Genomic DNA, 24617 nt, shown 5'->3' with positions numbered 1-24617 from the left:
TTACTTTATCAGTTGAGCCAATTCTCTGGTGAGATTTTTCCTTGAATATTGTTGTAAACCAACCCCATGAGCCTGCAAGTTTCCTTCTAAAAACTGATTATAAAAGTCCAAAATTACACTTTTTAATTTCGCTTTTTCAGAATAATCAAAAAATACGCCTGTATTGGTTTGTTTTATAATATCAGCAAAATCAGAACCTTGAGGTCCAATAGCAATTATTGGACGATCTGAGACCATGTATTCAAATAATTTTCCCGGAATGATGCTTTTAGTGTCTTCAGAATTAATTTCGATTAGTAGCAAAACCTGAGATTTTTTTTGATGAGCGATTGCTTCATGATGCGAAACGTATCCCAAAAGGTTCAGATATGAATTCAGATTAAATTCAGCAATGGAATCAAGTACTTCCTGACTTACAGCTCCAATTAATTTAATTTCTAAATGTGATTTAAAATCAGGTACGTCATTTAACAATTCAATCAGACATTCCCATAAAAACCTTGGATTTCGATCTGATAAAAAGGAACCAATATGAGCAAGAGTAAATTTAGTATCTAAAACCTGCTTCTCAACATTTTCAATATCATACCCATTTGTAATAACTGAAATAGGTTTATCGGTTATTTCCTGAAATTCTGCTTTAGTCGTTTTACTTGTTACAATAATTTCGTCTGCCGAATTAAGCACTTTATGCTCTAACTTTTTATGTTTTTTTTCAGCATAAGAAGATAACCGGAGCGCTTTATGATAACCTATAGTTGTCCAGGGGTCACGGAAATCAGCAAACCACTTTACTTTCAGTTTCTGTTGCAATTCCAAACCTATCAGATGGAGACTATGAGGGGGACCGGAAGTCACAATCGTATCAATATTATTTTCAGTGATGTATTTTTCTAAATAAGAAACAGAAGGTTTAACCCAAAAAACACGTGCATCCGGTATAAAAAGATTACCGCGCACCCACAAAAAAAGTTTATCAAGAAAACTTTGTTTTTTCTTATTGGGCATAATTCCCGAAGCGATTTTCTTCGTTTTATTTTTTGAAAAAACAGAAGCCAGCTGATAAGGTTCCCAAATTTTATTCTTTAAAACAATTACTTTATCTGAAATCTCACTTACTAAACCTTCATCAACAATTGGATATGTTGGGTTTTCAGGCACATAAACAATTGGCTGAATACCAAATTCCGGCAGGTATTTTACAAATTTGAGCCAGCGTTGTACACCGGGTCCTCCTGCTGGCGGGAAGTAATAAGTAATTATTAAAAGTTTTTTTTGTTCCATATTCAGATTCCACAGAGATTTACAAAATCTCCACTAAGGATCACAAAGATTATTAAATTATTTTTGAGTATCTCCGTGATTACTTTGCGAATCTTTGCGAAAGAATTTTTCAAAATAAATACCACAAATCAAAAGCAGCATCATTCCTATTGAGCTTGCAAGGGTAATGGTACTTCCGGTTTTAATTACCTGAGGCTCAAATTTAAATTCGATTGTATGCTTTCCGCCCGGAATTTCCATAGCCCTTAAAACATAATCTACTGGAAAATGATCTGTTAAATGACCATCGATGTAAGCATTCCAACCATTTTTATAATACATTTCAGAGAAAACAGCCAATCCGTCTTTTCCGTTATCCGATTGGTATTTGATATAATTTGGTTTATATTGCACCACTTTGATTGTTCCGGTCGTATCCCATTGTTTTTTTAAACGGGCACTTCTAAATTTTCCTTCGTGTTCATGTACATTGAAAACTGCTACTTTTTTAGTATCAATATGATCTAACGCTTTCATGACATCGTCTGGCTTATTAACAAGTTTTACTGTGCTGACAAACCATGCGTTTCCATTTGTGTTTGGGTTTATTGTTGGGAATTCTTTTCCTTCTTTATCAGTCTGGATAATGTACTTTACGTTTAACATATCCAAAACTTCCATATTATTTTTTGCGATCTGATAATCGAATAATTGCTGGATTCTTCTTGGCTTTGCAGCATGATATCCCCCTAATGAATTATGGAAATAAGAAGCACGGGCACTTGACATATTTCCGCTTACTTCAAAAACCCTGTAATGGGTCGTATCCTTTAAAATTTGTGCATCAGACGGTGTTTCCTGAAAGGGTGCAGCAATTTCCACCGGACTTACAAAATCTTTCGCAGAAACATATTTTTTATCCACAAAAAACAAATCAAAAATCATCAAAAGCCCTACAAGAATCAGAGTGGTATTTTGAGACAGTTTATTTTTAATGAATAGCCATAAAATTCCAAAAGTTACTATAATAAAAAATCCGGAACGCAATAAATCAGCTGAATACAAAGTCATTCTGTCTTCTTTCAAAGCTTCAACAAAACCAGGACCATAACTTTCTAAGAAATAATTATCACTGCTTCCGGTAAAGTGGAAAAAGCCTTTCGCAATTACCAAAATTAAAATTACGCCGAGACCGAAAACACCGGTTTGTACCAGAGCTTTTTGCTGCAGCTTTGGTTCCTCTTTTGCTTTAAAAAACGACTGGATACCCATAACAGCTAGCACCGGAAAACATAATTCAAGAATCACCTGAATAGAAGAAACAGCTCTAAACTTATCATACATCGGAACGTAATCAATAAAGAAGTCTGTTAATAGTGAAAAGTTTTTTCCCCAGGAAAGAACTAGTGAGAACAATGCGCCTGCAAGAAATACATATTTTATCTTTCTATCATCAACAAATAGGGCCAAAACACCTAAAAAGAAAACCACAACGCCAATATAGGCAGGTGCAGCAACTATAGGCTGATCTCCCCAGTAAGTAGGCATCCCTGATACAAAATCCTGAGCCTGTGTAGATGGAACTCCCTGCTCAATCATAAATGAGTACATACGGCTGTCAGTCCCTACATTTTCATGATTTGAGCCTCCAAAAAGTCTAGGCGCAATTAGATTAAAACTTTCAGCAATTCCATAACTGTATTCTGTAATATATTCACGGCTTAAGGCATTTTCATTGGTCTTTTTAGAGCCATCCGGATTGAAAGTCAGTTCGCTGTTGCTTCGCGTACTGAATTTAGCATATTCACTTGTTGCCATTAAATTTGTAGCATTTGTTCCAATGGCAAAAATTCCGGCAATAGCTAAAACACCGACTGCAATTCCAAGTTCTTTGAATTGTTTTTCTTTAATAAAAGTAAAAGTAAAATATCCTGAAAGAATCAATAAGAAAATCAACAGATAATAAGTCATTTGAAAGTGGTTTGCATTTACTTCCAATGCAACCGCAAACATTGTAAGAAGTCCTCCCCAGATGTATTTTTTTTGAAAGACCAATATAAAACCGGCTATAACCAATGGCATATAGGCAATTGCATGGGCTTTTGCATTATGTCCAACTCCCAGAATAATAATTAAATAGGTTGAAAAACCAAACGCAATTGCTCCAATAAATGCTTTTAAAGGATCAGTCTTTAAAACCAGAAGCAAACCGTAAAAACCTAAAAAGTATAAAAATAAATAATCAGCAGGACGCGGTAAAAAACGCAAAAAATCATCTAGTTTACCCACAAAATCATTTGGATAATTTGCTCCTAACTGATATGTTGGCATTCCTCCAAAAGCAGAATTAGTCCAATAGGGCTCAGCGTGTTCGGCAGCCCTAAAGTCATTTTGCTCTTTTGCCATTCCTGTATATTGAGCAATATCAGACTGAAAAATTTGTTTTCCCTGAAGGACAGGATAAAAATAAATTAACGAAACGAGAATAAAGCCCAGAATTACAAGGGCATGCGGATAGAACTTATTTACTATTTTCAATTTTGGGTGGTTTGGTTAAATGATGAATCCTGATTATTACAGGATACAAACTTAATCTATTTCTTCGTAATCAACATAATCGCCTACTTTTTTGGTCTCCCGAGGCTTTTTTGCATTAGCAGTGTTGATGATTATCTCATCATTATTGTTGTTTCTGGTTCTTTGCCATGAATTATCCTGACTATATTGCTGTTGTCTTTGAAAATTTTCCCCTGCTTTTTCTACCGCCTTTTTCACCAATACAGGTAAAAATATTTTAGCCAGAAATTTAAAAATATAATAAAAAGCTATTACCCACATTATGGTTTTAAGGAAACCTGAAAATGATGCTTCTTGCATAATCGTATAATTTTTTCCAAAATTAATAAAACCATCGTTCAAAATTAAAATATCAATCTTAAATAAATAATAAAATATAGTACATTTGAAAACGTTATTACTTTTTAATCAAAAAATACATATATGTTAAAAATTAAAAACTTTTTAATAGCTTGCCTATTTTTATTATTCCCACAATACTTTTTTGCTCAATATACAGATGTTATAAACTCTAATCGCCCAGGCGAAACTATGTCAGCTTTCTCTGTTGGAAAGTCTGTCATTCAGGCTGAAGCTGGTTTTTACGGCATATATGAAAAACATGATACACAAAATTACGAAGCTTCTGGTTTTGGCACTGATTTTACACTACGTTGGGGCCTTTTTCTCGAAGAACTTGAATTCATAGCTGACATTCAATATCAAAATGAAAAATTTACAACTCCGGCAACCAGTTTTAAGAAAAGTAATTTAAGGCAGACTTATTTAGGGGCTAAATACTTAATCTATGATCCATACAAAAATCACAAAGAAGACATCAATATTTATAGTTATTCAAATAAAAAATTCAGCTGGCGTCAATTGATTCCGGCAGTTTCGATCTTTGCTGGAGCTAATATTGTATTAAAGGACAATCCATATGCTTACAATTCTAATATACTCAATTATTATTCAACTGAATCCGGCGTTTCCCCAAAATTGATGTTAGCTACCCAACATCATTTTGGTGCCAAATGGGTATTAGTATCTAACCTCATTGCTGACTATATCGGCACTGACAATTCAGGATACGGTTATATAATAACCTTAACAAGAGGCTTTAACAAAAAATGGTCTGGTTTTGTAGAAAATCAGGGTTACAAAAGTGATTTATATAGTGATGCAATCTTTAGAGGAGGTGCAGCTTACTTATTGTCACGAAACGTTCAAATTGATGCTTCTGTAAGCAAAAATTTAAAAAACACTCCTTCATTACTTTATGGCGGAATTGGTTTTTCTATCCGTTACGATGACATGCACAAAGAAGAGTTAACCAGGGTAGGTAAAGTAAAAAAGCCTAAAAATAAAGACAAGAAAGACAAAATGTCTAAAGAAGAGCTAGAAGCACAGGATAAGACAGATCCAAAAGAAGACTATCAGGAAAAAGAGCGTAAAAGAAAGGCTAAATATGAGAAAAAGCCTTAATTTTTTCCCTTAAATACTTTTGATTTCTGAAAACAATAAAACACAAGTTAATGATTACAATTAAAGAAGCTAAAACAAAAAAGGAATTAACAGAATACATCAAATTTCCTTTTACCTTATATAAGAATAATCCATATTGGGTGCCACCTATTATTGCAGATGAATTAGAGTCATTTGACAAAACAAAAAACCCTGCTTTTGAACATGCCGAGGCTTATTTTTATATGGCCTATAAAGATGATAAAGTTGTTGGAAGAATTACAGCTATTATTAATTGGGCAGAAGTAAATAACCAACATAAAAAGAAAGTCCGCTTTGGATGGTTTGATGTTATTGATGACATCGAAGTTACTAAAGCTTTACTGGAAAAAGTGTATGAATTGGGTAAACAGAATAATCTGGAACACATCGAAGGCCCAATGGGTTTTTCAAATTTAGACAAAGTTGGAGTTTTAACAGAAGGCTTTGACCAGATCGGAACAATGATTACCTGGTATAATCATGCTTACTATGTTTCACATTTTGAGCAATTAGGCTTTCAGGTTGAAAAACAATATATAGAAAGCATTTTCCCTTTCTCAAATGTTAAACCAGAATTTTTCCAGAAAGCACAGGAACTCATAAAAAAGAGATATGGCTTAAGAGCATTAACTTTTACAAAGACAAAAGACATTATGCCCCATGTTGACAAAATGTTTGATTTGTTTAATGAGTCATACGAAAAATTAGCTTCGTTTGTCGCCATATCTGATGTCCAGAAAGAGTATTTTAAAAAGAAATATATTAGTTTTATCAATCCTGAATATATTAAGTTTGTGATGGACAAAGATGATAAATTAATAGCATTCAGTATTGTAATGCCAAGTTTTACTGAAGCTTTACAAAAAATAAAAGGAAAGCTCTTTCCATTTGGTTTTCTTCATTTATTAAGGGCAAAAAAACACAGTAAGGACGTTGTTTTTTACCTTATCGGAATCCATCCTGAATATCAAAACAAGGGCGTTACAGCAATTATCTTTGACGAATACTATAAAACCTTTTCGGAAAAAGGCATCCGTAACTGCATTAGAACACCTGAATTACTTGAAAATAACGCCATTCATCTTTTGTGGAAGAATTTTGATCCAACAATTCATTGTCAAAGAAAAACATATAGAAAAGACTTATCTCAATGGGAATAAATTATTAACATCAATATTATTTTATACAAAAAAGGTCGAAATTAAATTTCGACCTTTTTATTGCAATAATATATATTCTGAAATATTATTTCTTTTTGTTCTGAGCTTTTTTAGCTGCTTCCTGCTGCTCCATTACTTCCTGAAGACGCTGTTGAAACTTACTAGGTTTTTTAGGTTCTCTTTGTTTGTTTTCCTGGATCTGAGCATGGATTTTATCACTGTCAACAATATAATTCTTAATTACAAACATAATTCCGATTGTAATCAAGTTGGAAATAAAGTTATACAAACTCAATCCTGCACCATAACTATTGAAGAAAATCAACATCATTAGTGGCGAAACGTAAATCATGATTTTCATCATTTTTGCCATGTCCGGCATTCCTTCCTGCTGCGGAGCTGCCATCTGCTGATCTCCTGAGGTCATTTTCATGTAGAAGAAAATAGCTATTGCTGCCAAAATCGGGAACAAACTGATGTGGTCTCCATACAATGGAATATGAAATGGTAATTTTAAAACAGAGTCAAAAGATGATAAATCATCAGCCCAAAGGAAACCTTTTTGTCTTAACTCAAAAGCAGAAGGGAAGAACTGAAATGATGCATACATAAAAGGAAGCTGAATCAATGCCGGAATACAACCTGCCATTGGATTTACTCCTGCTTTATTGTACAATTTCATTGTCTCCTGCTGTTTCTTCATTGGATCTTTTTTGTATTTCTCTCCCAATTCAGTAATATCAGGTCTTAAAACCTTCATTTTTGCCTGCGACAAGAATGATTTATATGTAATTGGCGACATTGCCAATTTAATTATAATGGTAAAGATGATAATTGCAATTCCTAATGACAATCCAATTGTTGAACTTAAGAATCCAAACAATGGAATAAAAATCCACTTATTAATCCAGCCAAAAATCCCCCATCCTAAAGGAATGATTTTTTCAAAGTTTTTATCATATGATTTTAAAACTTTATAATCAGCCGGCCCAAAATACCAGTTCATTTTGTAATCAATTTCACCGTTTGTGAAAGCCAGAGGAACATTTGCTTTGAACTGTTTTGTATAAACAGTATCTATTTTTTCATCTTTTACTAAATTTTGAGAAACTAACTTTGATTTTTCGAAAGAAGTATTAGTCTGTAAAATTGAAGTGAAAAAATGTTGCTTAAATGCAATATAATCAACATTTTCAGGAGTTTCTTCTTTATGATCTCCCTGCCCTACATAGCTTTCTTTTCCATCTTCATAATTATAGTAAATCTCCGCATAACGATTTTCATAAGAAATACTTTTCTCATTTCTATACGTTTTTAAATCCCATTGCAAATCTAATGGCTTAGAAGAATTCAAAACTTTATTTAAGCCTTGTGAGCGAATATCAAAGCCAACTAAATAGTCGTTTGGCTTAAGAATGTATTTATATTCCAAAAACTCATTTGCTCCTGCTTTCAAACGCATAGATAAAACTTGGTCTGCACCAACTTTAGTCAGCGTAGGCTCAAAAAATAAATCTTTAGAATTCAAAGTTCTATTGTCTGTCGTTTGTAACTGAATATTGAGATTAGAATTATTATCTTTAATTAATTCAACTAACTGACCTGATCCTTTTTTGAATTTTTCAAATCCTTTTAAAGTTGCTTCAACAATATAACCGCCTTTATTAGCGATTTTAAGTTTTATCTTTTCGTTTTCAATCGTAGTAAAAGACTCTTTTGCAGAAGGAAGTGTTGCAGAATAAGCAAAACCACCTAATGTTTTTTGCAATTGCGCCAATTGAAGTGTATCTCCGGGAGTTACAGCAACAGCTGGTAGCACTGCAGTTTTTGCTCTATCAGCTTTTGCCTGAGCTTCTTGTTTAGCAACTAATTCTTTCTTGGCTTTTTCAGCAGCAATTTCTTTTTCAGAAGGCTGATTCTGATACATAATCCAAATCAAAATTCCAAATATCAGTACAAAACCAATGATTGAATTAAGGTCTAATTTTTTTTCTTCCATTATTTTTAAAAAAGTTATTCGTTAAAGACATTAGTTATGAGTTTGGCTCAGAAGTTACATCCTATTAGAATATTAATATTATTTTTTATGAAAATTTACAGCAGCAGCTACAAAATGTACGAAAATTGGGTGAGGGTTCGCAACCGTACTTTTATATTCAGGGTGATATTGAACGCCAATAAAAAATGGGTGGTTTTCCAATTCCACAATTTCTACTAAACCAGTATCAGGATTAACTCCGGAAGCAATCAAACCCGCTTTTACCAATTCGTCTTTATATTTATTATTGAATTCATAACGGTGACGGTGACGCTCAGAAATCGTTTTTTCTCCATAAATTCTATATGCCAGAGTATTTGGTTTTATATCACATTTCCATGCTCCAAGTCGCATTGTCCCACCTTTATCTGTAACTGTTTTTTGGTCTTCCATCAAATTCACTACCGGATGTTTTGTTTTATCATTCATCTCAGTAGAATTCGCTTCAGCGTAACCTAAAATATTTCTGGAATATTCAATTACAGACATTTGCATTCCCAAACAAATTCCAAAAAACGGAATATTATTTTCACGTGCATAACGAACTGCTTCAATCTTCCCTTCGATTCCTCTTTCGCCAAATCCCGGAGCGACTAAAACTCCATCCAATGGCCCTAATTTTTCAGCCACATTATCAATATTAATATGTTCTGAGTGAATAGAAATTACATTGACTTTTGTTTCATTTGCAGCACCTGCGTGAATAAACGCCTCTAAAATAGACTTATAACAATCCTGCATTTCTACATATTTTCCAATTAAACCGATGTTTACGGTTTGTTTTGGTGTTTTTAGTCTGCGTAAAAAAGTATTCCATGTTTTTAAATCCGGAGCAGCTTTTTTAGGTAAGTCTAATTTCTTTAAAGCCACAACATCTAATCCTTCTTCAAGCATTAAATTTGGAACTTCATATATCGTTGAAGCATCAATTGACTGAATAACTGCTTCTTTTTTAACATTACAGAATAAAGCCAGTTTTTGACGCAATTCCTGAGATAATTCATGCTCAGTTCTGCAAACTAAAATATCTGCTTTAATACCGCTTTCCATTAACGTTTTAACGGAGTGTTGTGTTGGTTTTGTTTTTAATTCACCCGCAGCAGCCAAAAATGGGACTAATGTCAAATGAATCACAATTCCATTGTTTTCACCTAACTCCCAAACCAATTGACGAACAGATTCTATGTAAGGTAAAGATTCAATATCACCTACAGTTCCGCCAATTTCGGTAATTACAATATCATAATCGCCTGATTTACCAAGCAACTGCATTCTGTCTTTAATTTCGTTTGTGATATGAGGAACAACCTGAACCGTTTTTCCTAAAAATTCCCCTCTTCTTTCTTTTTCAATAACTGAAAGATAAACTCTACCTGTAGTTACGTTATTAGCCTGAGAAGTAGGAACATTCAGAAAACGCTCGTAATGCCCTAAATCCAAATCCGTTTCTGCACCATCATCAGTAACATAACATTCTCCGTGTTCATAAGGATTTAATGTTCCCGGGTCCACATTAATATAAGGATCAAATTTTTGAATAGTGGTACGATATCCTCTTCCTTGTAACAATTTTGCCAAAGATGCCGCAATAATTCCTTTTCCTAATGAAGAGGTCACACCTCCTGTAACAAAAATATATTTTGTTTGATTCATTCTGTAATTGTTTGTATTGTAGTTGTGTAAAAAACTTGGCAAAAGTACAAATTAAATTAGACAATTTATCAATTAGAGAATGAGATAATTTGCAAATTTTCAAATAGAATGATAACATGTTTCCGTTATTGACAATTTCAACTTTTAAATAGCCATTCTTTTGAATATTCTCATTAATTAGGCTTAGGATATTGCTTTTTAATATTTCTGATTAACTCTTCAAGCCCATTTAATTTCAATTCATAAATAAGCTGAAGCTGCTGACCTAATTCTCCTTTTGGAAAACCTTTGTTATGATACCATACCACATAATATTCGGGTAAATCAATTAAAAAACGTCCTTCATATTTTCCGAAAGGCATTTTAGTATGGGCTAATTTTATAAGTTGTTTTTTATCCTGTTCCATTTTTCAAAAAGAAAAAAGAAGCAAGAAAAAAGGATACAAATTCATCCTCTTTCTTGCTTCTTTAAAGTCTGTAATTATGTTTTATTTCCAGTTGAAAATAATTCTTTTTTCGATATCCGGGTGAAGGCTCAAAAACACCGGGCATGTCATTGCGGCACGTTCCAAAATTGTTTTGTTTTTTTCATCAGCATTACTTATCAGTTCAAAAACAATTTCGATAGCACCAATTCTTCTTGGTTCAGCATTCATAATTTTAGTAACTTCAGCTGTAGAATTAACTAAATCTACATTTAAATCACGGGCTTTAATTCCCATAATGGTAAACATACAGCTTGCCAAAGCATTTGCCACTGTATCTGTTGGAGAAAATGCTTCCCCTTTTCCGTTATTATCTAATGGTGCATCCGAGATGATTTCGCTTCCCGATTGCACATGTATTGATTTCGTTCTTAAATCGCCTAAATAGGTTACTTTGGATGTCATTAATTTGCTACTTTTAAAGTTAAATCTGAATCGTAATATAAAATGTAAACACCTTTGTTTGCGTGTCCGCCATCTTCTTTTTTATAATATTGAAATTTATTATCAACCTGCTCAGTTGTCATTAAATCGGCTGTTTCCTGGTATGTTTTCCCCTGAACCAGACGCATCATGGTATCAAAAGTTACATCAAATCCACGTGTTGCATACGTATTTGGATTTACTTTATTTTTCAGCCTGTATTCTTTTTCAAAAATTAAAACCCGTGATTCGTCGCTTTCACGGGAAACTGACGGATACATCAATTTTAATTTTACCAGATTTTCAAAATAGATTTCATCCGTATCCAGCGTACTGTTTGGCTCTAAAATTACCAATTGTATCTGACATGTTTTTTGTGCTTCAATCAGAGCTTTAATCGTGTATTTTACCATGGCTGTATTAGCAGTCTCCATTACCACATAATTCATTTTGTTTGGCATTAATAAACTTTTCAGACTGGCAACGTCCAAACCACCTGTTTCAGTTAAAGAGGCAAAGGCAACACCTTTTTGGTTTTGTTTGATATAGTTAATAACTGATTCTTTTTTCTTATCAACTACCGCTACAATATTACCATTTTTAGAACGCATATAATCAAAAACTGTATTTCTGACTACATCGTTTGTTGGTATTGACTGATACAAGTTATCAATCGGATTGGCAGAATCTTTCGACAACGGAGAAATCACAGGAACATTATGTAAACGTAATGTATTAGCCGTTGTTTCTGCATTGGTTTGATAAAATGGACCAATAATTGCATCGGCATCCTGCAATTTATTTTGCGTAATAAGACTCGGAATATTTGAAGTGCTTTTTGTCTCCTGCGAATCATAAATTGAAATATCAATTGGCAGTTTTAAAGTTTTTGCCGAATCAATTGCCATCATTGCTCCTGAATAAAAATCCAGGGTCATGTTTAAAAACTTATCCGTTTTTACACGATTAGCAAATCCTACTGTATCATTTTGAATTTTGGCTATATTAAAAGGCAATAGCAAAACTAGCTTTTTACGTTCGTTCTGACCTCTCTTTTTACTCAATTCAACCACTTCCGGATCAGCAGATTTTACTTTTTCAAGAATTTGAATTCCACCTTTATTTTCTGTCGGCTTTTCAGTTTGTTTTGCTTCTTCTTTTACAATAATTGGTACGGGAGCTAAATAACCTGATGGAACTTTAAGCACCATACCTTCCTTTACTCCTTCTGAAAGTGATGGATTTAATTCTGTCAACTCCTCCTGAGTAAGATGAAATGTTCTTCCTAAACTGTAGAAAGTTTCTTTTGGTTTTACCTGATACTCCATATAAGTAGTTACTTTTTTTGAAGTTTCAGCAGACTTTTTACCTTCAGCAGGTTTTGCTGCATTTGCAACTGAAGTTGTATTTTCTGATTTTGGAGCCGTTCCTTTTATAGTCAAACGATATCCAACAGGTAAATTCGAAACAATATCAGGATTACGTTTTTCTAAATCTTCAATTGTAATTCCGTATTGTTTTGCAATAGAAAATTTAGTTTCTTTTGCTACAACATCATGATAAACATATTTTTCAGTTCCTTTATCTTTTGCTTTTTTATCCAATGATGAACCACTTTTTGAAGCAAAACCTTTTGCCGGAATTACCAGTTTCTGACCAATCTGAACACCTGTTTTTTCCAAAAACGGATTAGCAGCTTTCAAATCTTCTTCAGAAATGTCATATTTTTTTCTGATACTGAAAAAGTTTCTTTTGGCAGTACTTCATGAATAACTTCTTTCGTGTTTCCTGTCTTTTTGGTTAAATTTTCATCTTTTTTAACCGATGCCGTTTTTCCGCTGTTATTCGGAATCAATAAAACTGTGTTTGGTTTTAAAGAAGTTCTTGCGTCAGGATTTAATTCATAAATATCATAAGGTGTGACCTTAAATTTTTGAGCAATCTGATTGATTGTTTCCCCTGCTGAAACAGTGTATTTAATGACCTTTCCCTGAGAAAAAGCCGAACACGTCATAAAAAAAACAATAGAAAATACGGTGAAAAAATATTTCATAATAGATGTTAAAAACAATTATTCTTTAATGTGAACAAGATACTAATTTCTGATTAAAACAAAAATCAGACCGAAAGTTAATTCTTTACTAATTATTACCTGAGATCAATTTCTGCCTTAGCAATAATGATATTTTTATATAACTCATCTTCTTCCCTTTTCTTGCATTGGTACAGCACTTCTTCCATATTATTGTATTTATCGGAATAAACATAATAAGAAAGACTATTAATATTAAAAAAGAAACTCGCATTAAAATCGCCTGAATCAATGAGTTTGATGATGAATTGATCCCGCGGGGCAGCATCTGTAAATGTACCTAAAACCAAATAATATCCGTTTGAAACTTCTTTAAGATTATCAAAAACTTCGATTTTTATGTTTTTCTCGTTTTTAAACGGATTTTCTTTGAGTTCCTTTTTCATTTCCTCCAATGAAACAATTTTTGAAGTTTCTGCACCATTTGATTTTTTAACAGCTTCATCCTGATATTTCTTTAGTTTTACCAAAGCCAGTTTATCATCAAATTTCCTGGCTTCCATACTATAATAAGAAGCTTTGCTGATATGACGTTTTATCTCGATTTTTTTCTGAATATCCAGCGAGTCAATTTTTGCAATTAAAAGCTGATTTTTTGCATCTCCTTGTTCCTGATCAATTTTATATCGCTTAATTTCTTCTAATGAAAGTCGCTGCTGTATTGAGGTAGCATTGTTCTTTTTTTCGCTTTCGCGGATTTTTTTCTTATATTCCTGATTTTCCTCAACAGCTATCTTTTCAACTTTATTCATTAAATCAGCGTATGCTTTTCGGTTTTCAGCCAATTCCTTTTTAAGTCCCGAAGATAGTTCAGTCGTCTTACCAATACTCTCATAGGATTGTTTTTCTAATCGTTTTGATTCATCAACATTCAGAATATCCATTCTTTTTAATTCAACTAAATCATTATTCATCGTATTGACCAATGAATCTAATTTTACCATCAAAATATCCTGCACATTCTTATTGGCCTCTAAAACCAATCGTAGTTTCTCAACCGAATTTTCTTTAGAACCATTCAGATCATTCAGGTTCATTTTCAGATCATTTATTTTTATGATTTTTTGATTCATTTCTTTCTGAACAATCAATCTGTCTTTTAAATCATCAATTTCAACCGTTTTTGCTTTTGTTTTTTCAACAACAACTTGCTTTTCGGCAAGAGCCAGCATCAGTTCTTCACTTTCGTTAGCTGGTTTAATTGCTGTAGTATTGATGGCTAATTTATTCCCGACAACCAGTCCGTTTACGATTTCAGGATTTTGAGTTTCCAGTTGATCAATCGAAATACCGTACCTTTTGGCAATCGAAAATTTAGTTTCTTTAGGCTCAACCACATGAAAAACAGTTTCCTGATTAATGACACGAACCCTTCCGTCGAGCGTTTTTCTTTTGTTCGGAATCGCAATCGTCTGACCAACTTGTAATCCGTTTAGGAGTAAATCTTTATTTAAGTTTTCAAGATCCTGAACCGAAACATTGTATTGTCTGGCAATACTAAACAATGATTCTTTAGCAACAACCTGATGTTTAACTTTAGAAGATGTGGTAATTTCAGTTTTTGAAGCGTTAGAAGCATTTTTAGGAATTATTAATTCCTGACCTATCTGAAGTCCGCTGGGAAGAATTGGATTAGCATTTTGAAGGGCTTCTACAGAAACATTATATTTTTTAGATAAACCGTACAATGTTTCTTTTTCAGCAACAATATGAATAGTTTGCTGGTCCTGATTAATTTTTTGTGTAGAATGAACGGGAATCTTGATAATTTGGTTGTCCTTGATTCCGTTTTCTGATTCGGGATTGAGTTTGTAAATCTCATCTACAGAAACCTTATACTTTTGGGCAATGAAATAAGCAGTTTCCCCTTTTTGAATCTTGTGCTCAATAATTGAATCTTGCGCAGCTATTTTGTTAAAAGACAAAATAAACACAAGAGAAATCGTTAAAAGTTCTCTCATAAATAGTAGGTTATAAAAAATTAAGGCCTTACAAATGTAAGACCTTAATTTTAAAAACAATACTATTCCCACTCAATTGTTGCAGGTGGTTTTGAACTTATATCATAAACCACACGATTCACGCCTTTTACCTTGTTGATAATGTCGTTTGACACTTTCATCAGGAAATCGTAAGGTAAATGAACCCAGTCAGCTGTCATACCATCTGTTGATTCAACAGCTCTAAGCGCTACTACTTTTTCGTAAGTACGCTCATCGCCCATAACCCCAACACTGTTTACCGGAAGCAAAATTGCTCCAGCCTGCCAGACTTTGTCGTATAATCCCCAGGATTTTAATCCTTCGATGAAAACAGAATCTACGTCTTGCAAGATTCTAACTTTCTCAGGTGTAATATCTCCTAAGATTCTAATCGATAATCCAGGTCCAGGGAAAGGATGTCTTCCTAATAATTCAGGATCTATTCCTAATGTAGCTCCTACTCTGCGAACTTCGTCTTTAAACAACATTCTAAGCGGTTCTACAATTTTTAATTTCATATAATCCGGCAATCCGCCCACATTGTGGTGCGATTTAATTGTTGCAGATGGTCCTTTTACAGAAACAGATTCGATTACGTCAGGATAAATTGTTCCCTGCGCTAACCATTTTACGTCTTCTAACAAGTGTGATTCATCATCAAAAACTTCAATAAATACACGTCCAATAGTTTTACGTTTGGTTTCAGGATCGCTGATTCCGGCTAGTTCACCCAGAAAACGATCTCCTGCATCTACACCTTTCACGTTTAATCCCATTCCTTTGTATTGATCTAATACACTTTGGAATTCGTTTTTACGTAAAAGTCCGTTGTTAACAAAAATGCAGTATAAATTTTGTCCAATTGCTTTGTTTAATAAAACTGCTGCTACAGTAGAATCTACTCCTCCAGATAAACCTAAAACTACTTTATCATTCCCTAGTTTTTCTTTCAATTCTGCTACCATTTCGTCAACGAAAGCGTTTGGAGTAAAGTTTTGAGGAACTTCAGCAATTTTAACTAAGAAGTTTTCCAGCATTTTTGACCCATCTGTAGAATGAAAAACTTCAGGATGGTATTGAATTGCATAAGTAGTTTCGCCTTGAATTTTGTAAGCTGCGTATTCTACATCATGCGTGCTTGCTAATTTTACAGCATTTGTTGGAAGCGCTTTGATACTATCGCTATGGCTCATCCAAACCTGGCTGTTTTCTGAAACTCCTTCGAAGAAAGTTTCATTTTCTTTAATGTAAGACAAGTTAGCTCTTCCGTATTCTCTGGTATTTGAAACTGCCACTTCTCCACCGCTGAAATGAGCTAAATATTGAGCTCCGTAACAAACGGCAAGCAAAGGCATTTTACCTCTAATTTGCGATAAATCAGGATGTGGTGCATCTTCTCCTCTAACAGAGAAAGGGCTTCCTCCTAAAATTACGGCTTTATAACTTGATAAATCACTAGGAAAGTGGTTGTAAGGAAAAATTTCGCAGAATATATTTAATTCGCGAACTCTACGCGCAATAAGCTGAGTGTATTGCGATCCGAAATCTAAAATAAGTACGTTGTGTTGCATGCGCAAAAATACTTTTTAAATTCGAAATTGAAAAATTGATTTTTGATTTTTTTTCTTTCCTAGATACTATGTCACTAAATAATTAAGATTCTGAGTCATTATCTTTAAAATGAATAAAAAACGTAGCCTCTTAAAAAAGTAAATCCAAACTTCCGGCAATTCCGTATCTACAAAAAACAATTAAAAATTAACTATGAAATCAAAACTTATTGCCCTGACGGCTTGCATGTCTGTTTTTTTTACTTCTTGTGATGCTATTGATGATTTGCTTACATTTAATATTTCAAATGAAGCTTCTATCAAAATTAAAAGCACCTCGCCAATCAATTTGCCATCCGAAATTATTACGCCTGAAGTAACTACAAATTCTTCTTCCGAATTTGAAAATAACAAAACTAAAGCAAACTTAGTAAAAGATGTAAAACTTAGATCTTTGAAATTATCAATTTCTGATCCAACAGATAAAACATTCACATTTTTAAAATCAATACATTTATATATCTCTACAACTGATTCTAACGAAATAGAACTAGCCTATCAGGATAACATTAATGTGTCAACAAATGGAATTGACTTGATTTGTACTGATAAAAGATTGGATCAATACATTAAAGCAAATAGTTACAAAATCAGAACAAAAGTTACATTAAAAGAAACCTTAACCAAGGATGTAACAGTTAAAGCCGATATGAAATTTAGGGTTACTGCTGATCCTTTTTAATCTAAAAAGTTCTCAAGTTCTAAAATACTAAATTTTGCTGGTATTTTAGAACTTGAGAACTAAAGATTTGATTTAAAAACTCAAAATCAATTACGAAAATAAATAAGAAAATTAATCCCATATCAGAAAGTACAGATCACTTTTTTAATTTTTTATCTTCTTTTATGATAATAAATTTTGCCTGAACACCTGTATTGAAATTCTGCCAATAATCCCTTAGTATAAATTTCCCCTCAGCATCATATATTTCGAATTGACCGGTATTCCCTCCATATTGCCCCTTATTCAGTGCGATCATTTCAAATGTATTAATACCTTCCTGAAGTGAAATTTTAAATTCCTGAAACTCGTATTGCAACATCATTCTCTCTCTAATAACATCCTGATTTAAAACAGCCTTTATTAAATCGCCGTCAATTACTCCATAATCACGACATCTAATAATAAAGTAAGGAGAATCTGTTCTAATATCACCATAGCTAACATCAGTCATAACCAATGGTTGTCCATCTTCTTTTAGTCCAGCATCTTTCAAAGCCCTATCCAAATCCTTCTCCATTTTTCCAACATAGCGATCTCCCGGGTTAGCAAATTTATTTTCTGTTGACATCGAAAACTTGCTTTTTTCTTCCCCAATCTGAAACTTAGATTTTGGGGTTATACTCGTATTATCAAAAACGTTTGGTGTTTTAATACTTGGGATATCGGTATTTTGTGACTCTGGATTCTTAACTTCAGGAGCAGAAAGTTTTTTAGGTTTAGCATCAAACTTTGGAGCAGGGATAGATTTATAACCCGAATTAAATTCTCCCTGTGCAGAAACTGTCAGGGCTGTAAAAAACAATATGAAAAATAAAATATGCTTCATTGAAAAAGTGGTTATCGAATCGGCTTTAAAAATTTTTATAAAATCAAAAATCTTATATCGCAAAAATAGCATAATTTAATTTGCAGGCAGAACTTTATGACTTTTATAACACTCTGTTAAGCTAATTTTTGGAATCAAAAAACCTGCCATTTTAGTGTTATTTGATAAAAAATATTTTACTCAAAAAAGTCAAATTTCAAAACTGATTTGGGAAACGTAATTATTTTACTGCTTTAAAAGAGCCATCATCTTTTTGATAATTAACAACTTATTCTTAACTTAATTATCTAAATTTATACATCTCAAAAATGCAGAAAAATGGATTATATCGATTATTATAAAACATTAGGAATAACAAAATCAGCCACTGAGGCTGATATCAAAAAGGCTTATCGAAAGCTTGCTAGGAAACATCATCCTGATTTGAATCCGAATGATAAAGAAGCTGAGAAAAAATTCAAAGAAATAAATGAAGCTAATGAAGTTTTAGGCAATCCTGAAAATCGTAAAAAATATGATAAGTACGGAAAAGACTGGCAGCATGCAGATGAACTTGAAAAAGCCGGTTATAATCCGAATCAGCAGCAATATTCCGGACGCCAGCAAGCCAGTCAGGACTTTTCAGGTTTTGGCGGGAGTAATTTCTCTGAAAATGATTTTTCAGATTTTTTAATTCGATGTACGGCTCTGGACGAAGCAGCAGAGGTCAGTCAAAATACCGCGGTCAGGATTTTAATGCTGAATTACAATTGGATTTAGCTTCTGTTTACACCACTCACAAACAAAGCCTGACCGTTAACGGAAAAAACATCAGGATCACAATTCCGGCCGGAGTTGAAAATGGTCAGGTGATAAAAATACCCGGACATGGGGGATCAGGTGCAAACGGAGGCCCAAATGGCGATCTATATATTACGTTTCTGATTGAGAATAATTCTGATTTTAAACGCGAAGGCAATAATTTGTACGTTGATGTAGATCTTGATTTATATACTGCCATTTTAGGAGGTGAGATTAATGTCAAAACTTTTGATGGAAAAGTAAAAATAAAAGTCCCGGCAGAAACACAAACCGGAACAAAAGTGAAGCTAAAAGGAAAAGGATTTCCGGTATATAAAAAGGAAAATCAGTTTGGTGATTTATTTATTACCTATAAATTAAAAATACCAACCCAATTATCCGAAAGGGAAAAAGATTTATTTCAGGAATTATCTAAAATAAGAAATCATGAGTAACAAAAATTTAATTCAGATTAAACAATTTTGTCTGTATCACGAAATTGAAAATACTTTTATAACAGAGCTGAACAATTATGGTCTTGTTGAAATTATTGTTTTGGATAAAGATGAATATCTGCACCCTGAACAGTTACCTACGGTAGAGAAAATGATACGGCTGCATTACGATCTTAAAATAAATCTTGAAGGAATTGATGCTATAGCTAATTTATTAAACAAGATTGAGGTTTTGCAGCAAAGCCTGAATGCTGCTCAAAACAGACTCCGGTTTTTTGAACAACATCAAATCGAATAGCTATATATTCGTCACTTAAATATCACAAAAAAGGACGAATTACAGCATGATTTCAAATAATTTTTATCCCTTTTTGACGGCATATTTTATAAATTGCAACGCAATTTAATTAACCTGAATTCGTTTAAAAATTTTTAAAAACAAATTCATAAAACAGAAGATAATGAAAAGAGAAAACATCTTAACAGGATCACCGTGGGAAGACAAAATGGGATATTGTCGTGCCGTAAGAATCGGCAATATTATTGAAGTTTCCGGCACTGTGGCAATTGTTGATGGCGAAAAAGTGAAAGCCGATGATGCTTATGCACAAACTTATAATATTCTGGAGCGTATTGAAAAAGTATTAGAAGATTTAAATGTTGGAATGAAAGACGTTATCAGAACCCGAATTTTCACTACCAATATTGCTACTTTTGAAGATGTAGCCAGAGCGCATGCTGTTTTTTTTAAAGAAGTAAAGCCTACAACAGGTTTTTATGAAATCAGCAAACTTGTTGCACCTGAATATTTAGTTGAAATTGAATTTACAGCTGTAGTACAGGAATAATTTTTTTTGCCACGAATTTCATCACAGACTTTTAAAATTCATTTTAAATGGTGAAATTCGTGGCAAACTTCTTTAAATGAACTTTCAAAAACTAAGAAAAATATTTCTGAAAATTTTCAAATGGACTTTCATTTGTATTTTAATTGGCTTCTTTTCAGGATCTGCATCAGCTTTTTTTTTAGTTTCACTGGAATTTGTTACAAAATTTAGAATTCAACACGAGTGGATTGTCTGGTTATTACCTCTGGGCGGGCTATTAGTTGGATTCAGTTATTACTATTGGGGCGAATCTGTTCTAAAAGGGAACAACTTGCTTTTAGAGGAATATGAAAATCCCCATAAAATAATTCCGTTTAAAATGGCTCCTTTAGTGCTTTTAGGAACCTTACTTACTCATTTATTTGGCGGATCTGCCGGACGTGAAGGAACTGCTGTACAAATGGGAGGTGCTATTGCAGATCAATTCACAAAACTTTTTAAATTAGATAATTCCGAAAGAAAAATTCTGATTATCCTTGGCATTAGTGCAGGTTTTGCATCCGTTTTCGGAACACCTCTAGCAGGTGCTATCTTTGCGCTCGAAGTTTTATATTTCAGTAAAATCAATTTAAAAAGCATTGCTTTGTCGTTTATAGTGGCATATAGTGCTTATTTTACTGTTGAGTTCTGGCAGGTAAAACATACACATTATAGCATTCCAATTGTTCCTGAATTTAATCGCACTACATTATTTTACACGATTATCATTGGAATATTATCTGGATTAGCTGCTTTGCTTTTTTCCAGAAATGTTCATTTTTGGAGTTCTTTTTTTTCAAAAAAATAAAATTTCCGCCATTAAGACCTTTTATTGGAGGAATCATTTTAGCCATTGCCATTGCAGGTTTCGGATTTACAGAATTCTCTGGATTAGGCGTTCCAATAATTGTGGATTCCTTTTCAAATGCCAGTCCATGGTATGTTTTTTTGCTTAAAATATTGTTTACAGGATTCACTTTAGGGGCTGGCTTTAAAGGCGGTGAAGTAACCCCGATATTCTTTGTGGGTGCTACTTTAGGAAGCACTTTATCCCTTATTATTCCAATGCCGATTGCACTTTTGGCAGGTTTGGGATTTGTAGCTGTATTTTCAGGCGCGACCCACACTCCTATCGCCTGTACTATTATGGGAATGGAATTATTTGGAGTACAACCCGGAATTTTTATTGCGATTGCCTGTACAATTGCTTATTTTTCTTCTGGTTCTGTAGGGATTTATAAATCTCAAATTGTAAAAGGTGTCAAATATAAATTGTATCAAAAGATAAATTTCAAATCAAAAAAAAACAAATTCCAAAACTTCTAACTCCTGACTCATAATTTGTAAAAGTGTGTTAATCTATAAAATGATTTCAACATTAGATTAAAAAAATGTAAATTCGCACACTATGAAAATACAAGATATTCAGGCAATACAATTGTTGCTTGCTGCCCCAAAGAAAATTGCAATAATTCCGCACAGAGGACCAGATGGCGACGCTATGGGCTCTACGTTAGCACTATACCATTTTTTATTAAAAAACAATCATCAGCCAACCGTCGTTGCTCCAAATGACTTTCCTGATTTTTTAGCCTGGCTCCCAGGTTCTGAAACTGTGAAAATATTTGAAAAAGACACTCAAAACTGCACCAAAATATTAGAAGAAGCCGAACTGATCTTTACACTTGATTTTAATGCTTTTCATCGTACGGGTGAAATGGAACATACTTTAGCCAAACTAACAGTTCCTTTTATCATGATCGATCATCATGAAAAACCACATAATTACGCAGCTTACACTTATTCTGATACTTCTTTTGGTTCTACTTGTGAAATGATTTATAATTTCATCCTGTTTTTAAACAAAAAACAAGATATCGACAAAACTATCGCAACCTGCATTTATACCGGAATATTAACCGATTCAGGTTCCTTTCGCTTTCCTAAAACGACAGGAAACACACATCGTATAGTGGCAGAACTGATTGATTTAGGTGCAGATAATACCGAAATACCTGTTTTATTGTTTGACAATAGTTCGTACAGCCGTTTACAACTACTGGGACGCGCCTTGCAGAATATGAAAATTTTATCAGCACATAAAACTTCTTATACTTCGTTAACACAGGATGAGCTTGATTCTTTTAATTATGTAAAAGGGGATACTGAGGGGATAGTTAATTACGGACTAAGTATAAAAGATATTATTTTTACAGCTATTTTTATCGAAAATAAGGATGAAAATATTATTAAAATATCTTTTCGTTCCCAAGGCGGATTCGATGTAAATCAGTTTGCAAGAGATTATTTTAATGGTGGCGGACACATCAATGCTGCCGGTGGAAAATCAGAAGTTTCAATGGAAGAAACCCTGAAAAAGTTTGAAGATTTAGTAACTAAACTAAAAATATAACCCAATATGAACTACTTAAAACGAAGCATTTGCACGTTGCTTTTTACTGTTTTATTTGTTAGTTGTAAACATCATGAGGAAGCCAGAAGGCCTATTTCCCAGGCATCAGGTACTTTTATGAAAAAATCGGCTGACAGAAACAAAAAACTGGTTGCAAGTGAAGAGGATGTGATAAAAAAAATTATCAAAAACAATCCAAAAGTAAAATACTACGCCACCAGAAAAGGATATTGGCTAACTTATGACCAAAGAAATCTAACAGATACACAAACTCCTAAAAAAGGAGATATTGCCTATTTTAATTTAGAAATAAAAGACATTGAGGGCAAAATTATCTATTCTGAAGCCGAACTTGGTCCACAGACCTATTATGTCGATAAACAAGACATCATGATGGGATTGAGAGACGGAATCAAATTGATGCATAAAAATGAAACCGTAACTTTCCTGTTCCCATCCCATATTGCGTATGGATATCACGGAGACAACAAAAAAATCGGAACCAATCAGTCCTTAATCTGTACCGTTACTTTACGCAATTTTGTTCCTGATCCTAATGCAGCAGGAGCTCCGGCTGCAGACTCCACAAGACAGACTACAACGAAACAAACTCCGAAAACTACAGCAGCAAAACCGGCATCTGTAGCTAAAAAAGATACATTAAACCCATAAAACAACATTTTAAAAATGAAAAAGAGTATTTTACTATTACTATTAGCCGTTACTTCATTTTATTCCTGTAAAAACGAGAACAGCAATTTACCTGATGGTTTATATGCTGATATTGAAACGAACAAAGGGCATATTATAGTTTCATTAGATTATAAAAAAGCACCTGTAACTGTTGCTAATTTTATAACCTTAGCAGAAGGAAAAAATGAATTTGTAACGAAAGATTACCTGAAAAAAAGCCTTTTTTTGATGGATTGAAATTTCACAGGGTTATTGAAAATTTCATGATTCAGACCGGAGATCCGGAAGGAACGGGCTCTGGAGATACGGGTTATAAATTTAAAGATGAATTCTCAGATCTAAAATTTGACAAACCTGGTGTTCTGGCAATGGCCAACAATGGTCCGGGAACAAACAGCAGCCAATTCTTCATTACACATGTAGAAACTCCATGGCTAGACAATAAACATACTATTTTTGGACATGTTGTTGATGCAAAAGATCAGGAAGTAGTAAATAAAATACTTCAGGACGATACTATTGTTTCTGTGACTATTATTAGAAATGGCGAAGAAGCTAAAAAGTTCGATGCTGTAAAAGTATTTCATGATTATTTTTCAGAAATTGCAAAAGAGCAAAGTAAATATGCCGGAGTTCAAAAAGAAAAAGCAGCTTCTTTAAATGCCTTAAAAGCAAAAGCTACAAAAACAAATAGTGGCTTACAATATGTAATTACTGAAAAGGGATCAGGAAAAAAACCTGCTGCAGGTACACAAGTTTACATTAATTATTCAGGTTTTTTAGAAGATGGTACTTTATTTGATTCCAGTTCTCCTGAGATTTCAAAAACATTTGGAAAATTTATACAGGCAAAAGCCGATGCAAACGGATATCAGCCAATACCTTTTACGGCCGGAAGCAAACAAGGCTTGATCCCTGGGTTTATTGAAGGAATTGAGCAGCTTTCTTTTGGAGATAAAGCGGTTATTTTTATTCCGTCACATCTGGCGTATGGCGAAACCGGTGCAGGTGGTGTTATTCCTCCAAATGCTAATATTATTTTCGAAATTCAATTATTAGAAAAGCCATAATAATACTTAAAAACACATAATT

19 protein-coding genes and 3 pseudogenes are annotated in these 24617 nt (G+C 33.4%); 10 read left to right on the top strand and 12 right to left on the bottom strand.

Going from position 1 to position 24617, the window contains the following annotated elements:
- From P5P89_RS16080 to P5P89_RS16070, 3 genes are read right to left on the bottom strand one after another with little or no spacing between them, the layout of a single operon-like run.
- Entirely contained in the window at positions 1-1284 is a 1284-nt protein-coding gene (locus P5P89_RS16080; protein WP_278009240.1) for a glycosyltransferase family 4 protein, read from the bottom strand.
- A gap of 57 nt (positions 1285-1341) precedes the next feature.
- On the bottom strand, positions 1342-3801 hold the full coding sequence (locus P5P89_RS16075) for a YfhO family protein (protein WP_278009239.1): 2460 nt from the start codon (positions 3799-3801) through the stop codon (positions 1342-1344).
- 51 nt (positions 3802-3852) lie between these two features.
- On the bottom strand, positions 3853-4140 hold the full coding sequence (locus tag P5P89_RS16070) for a DUF4834 family protein (RefSeq protein WP_278009238.1): 288 nt from the start codon (positions 4138-4140) through the stop codon (positions 3853-3855).
- 123 nt (positions 4141-4263) lie between these two features.
- On the opposite strand from P5P89_RS16070, the gene P5P89_RS16065 reads away from it, so the two are divergent.
- Positions 4264-5304 (top strand): transporter, encoded by a 1041-nt coding sequence (locus tag P5P89_RS16065; RefSeq protein WP_278009237.1) that lies wholly within the window; start codon positions 4264-4266, stop codon positions 5302-5304.
- A gap of 50 nt (positions 5305-5354) precedes the next feature.
- Positions 5355-6485, top strand: coding sequence for a GTP cyclohydrolase (locus P5P89_RS16060; protein ID WP_278009236.1), 1131 nt, complete (start codon positions 5355-5357; stop codon positions 6483-6485).
- 85 nt (positions 6486-6570) lie between these two features.
- Here P5P89_RS16060 and yidC read toward each other — a convergent pair whose 3' ends face one another.
- From yidC to guaA, 8 genes are all read right to left on the bottom strand, one after another.
- On the bottom strand, positions 6571-8484 hold the full coding sequence (yidC, locus tag P5P89_RS16055) for a membrane protein insertase YidC (protein WP_278009235.1): 1914 nt from the start codon (positions 8482-8484) through the stop codon (positions 6571-6573).
- 78 nt (positions 8485-8562) lie between these two features.
- Positions 8563-10176, bottom strand: a complete 1614-nt coding sequence (locus P5P89_RS16050) for a CTP synthase (RefSeq protein WP_278009234.1) — start codon at positions 10174-10176, stop codon at positions 8563-8565.
- 173 nt (positions 10177-10349) lie between these two features.
- Positions 10350-10583, bottom strand: a complete 234-nt coding sequence (locus tag P5P89_RS16045) for a DUF3820 family protein (RefSeq protein ID WP_278009233.1) — start codon at positions 10581-10583, stop codon at positions 10350-10352.
- A gap of 81 nt (positions 10584-10664) precedes the next feature.
- Entirely contained in the window at positions 10665-11066 is a 402-nt protein-coding gene (locus P5P89_RS16040; protein ID WP_278009232.1) for an OsmC family protein, read from the bottom strand.
- Entirely contained in the window at positions 11066-12787 is a 1722-nt protein-coding gene (locus P5P89_RS16035; RefSeq protein WP_278009231.1) for a PBP1 and LysM peptidoglycan-binding domain-containing protein, read from the bottom strand. The genes P5P89_RS16040 and P5P89_RS16035 overlap by 1 nt, the downstream gene beginning before the upstream one ends.
- Positions 12784-13137 (bottom strand): LysM peptidoglycan-binding domain-containing protein, encoded by a 354-nt coding sequence (locus P5P89_RS16030; protein ID WP_278009230.1) that lies wholly within the window; start codon positions 13135-13137, stop codon positions 12784-12786. The genes P5P89_RS16035 and P5P89_RS16030 overlap by 4 nt, the downstream gene beginning before the upstream one ends.
- A gap of 95 nt (positions 13138-13232) precedes the next feature.
- Positions 13233-15137: a LysM peptidoglycan-binding domain-containing protein gene (locus tag P5P89_RS16025; protein WP_278009229.1), complete on the bottom strand. Its 1905-nt coding sequence runs from the start codon at positions 15135-15137 to the stop codon at positions 13233-13235.
- A gap of 62 nt (positions 15138-15199) precedes the next feature.
- Positions 15200-16729 carry a glutamine-hydrolyzing GMP synthase gene (guaA, locus tag P5P89_RS16020; RefSeq protein WP_278009228.1) on the bottom strand — a complete coding sequence of 510 codons (1530 nt, stop codon included), beginning with the start codon at positions 16727-16729 and terminating at the stop codon, positions 15200-15202.
- 193 nt (positions 16730-16922) lie between these two features.
- On the opposite strand from guaA, the gene P5P89_RS16015 reads away from it, so the two are divergent.
- Positions 16923-17450, top strand: coding sequence for a hypothetical protein (locus P5P89_RS16015; RefSeq protein ID WP_278009227.1), 528 nt, complete (start codon positions 16923-16925; stop codon positions 17448-17450).
- Between the two features lie 136 nt (positions 17451-17586).
- On the opposite strand, the gene P5P89_RS16010 is transcribed toward P5P89_RS16015, so the two are convergent.
- Entirely contained in the window at positions 17587-18318 is a 732-nt protein-coding gene (locus P5P89_RS16010) for a hypothetical protein (RefSeq protein ID WP_278009226.1), read from the bottom strand.
- A gap of 318 nt (positions 18319-18636) precedes the next feature.
- Here P5P89_RS16010 and P5P89_RS16005 point away from each other — a divergent pair.
- The 7 genes and pseudogenes from P5P89_RS16005 to P5P89_RS15975 all read left to right on the top strand — a co-directional run bounded on the left by P5P89_RS16005 (position 18637) and on the right by P5P89_RS15975 (position 24595).
- A pseudogene (locus P5P89_RS16005) lies at positions 18637-19553 on the top strand (DnaJ C-terminal domain-containing protein).
- Positions 19546-19851 carry a chaperone modulator CbpM gene (locus tag P5P89_RS16000; protein WP_278009225.1) on the top strand — a complete coding sequence of 102 codons (306 nt, stop codon included), beginning with the start codon at positions 19546-19548 and terminating at the stop codon, positions 19849-19851. Before P5P89_RS16005 ends, P5P89_RS16000 begins: the two are co-directional and overlap by 8 nt.
- Before the next feature lie 163 nt (positions 19852-20014).
- On the top strand, positions 20015-20401 hold the full coding sequence (locus P5P89_RS15995) for a RidA family protein (RefSeq protein ID WP_278009224.1): 387 nt from the start codon (positions 20015-20017) through the stop codon (positions 20399-20401).
- Between the two features lie 76 nt (positions 20402-20477).
- Positions 20478-21745: pseudogene (locus P5P89_RS15990) on the top strand (chloride channel protein).
- A gap of 82 nt (positions 21746-21827) precedes the next feature.
- Complete coding sequence (locus P5P89_RS15985; RefSeq protein ID WP_278009223.1) at positions 21828-22832, top strand: DHH family phosphoesterase; 1005 nt, start codon at positions 21828-21830, stop codon at positions 22830-22832.
- Positions 22833-22838: 6 nt separating this feature from the next.
- A complete protein-coding gene (gene gldI, locus P5P89_RS15980) occupies positions 22839-23504 on the top strand; it encodes a gliding motility-associated peptidyl-prolyl isomerase GldI (protein ID WP_278009222.1) in 666 nt (221 codons plus the stop codon).
- A 15-nt stretch (positions 23505-23519) separates the two neighbouring features.
- Positions 23520-24595, top strand: a pseudogene (locus P5P89_RS15975) (peptidylprolyl isomerase).
- The last annotated feature ends 22 nt before the right edge of the window (positions 24596-24617 follow it).

This window comes from Flavobacterium gyeonganense (assembly GCF_029625295.1).
Lineage (GTDB): Bacteria > Bacteroidota > Bacteroidia > Flavobacteriales > Flavobacteriaceae > Flavobacterium > Flavobacterium gyeonganense.
Note: the sequence above shows the minus strand (reverse complement) of the source record. Positions and strands in the feature narration are given on the sequence as shown.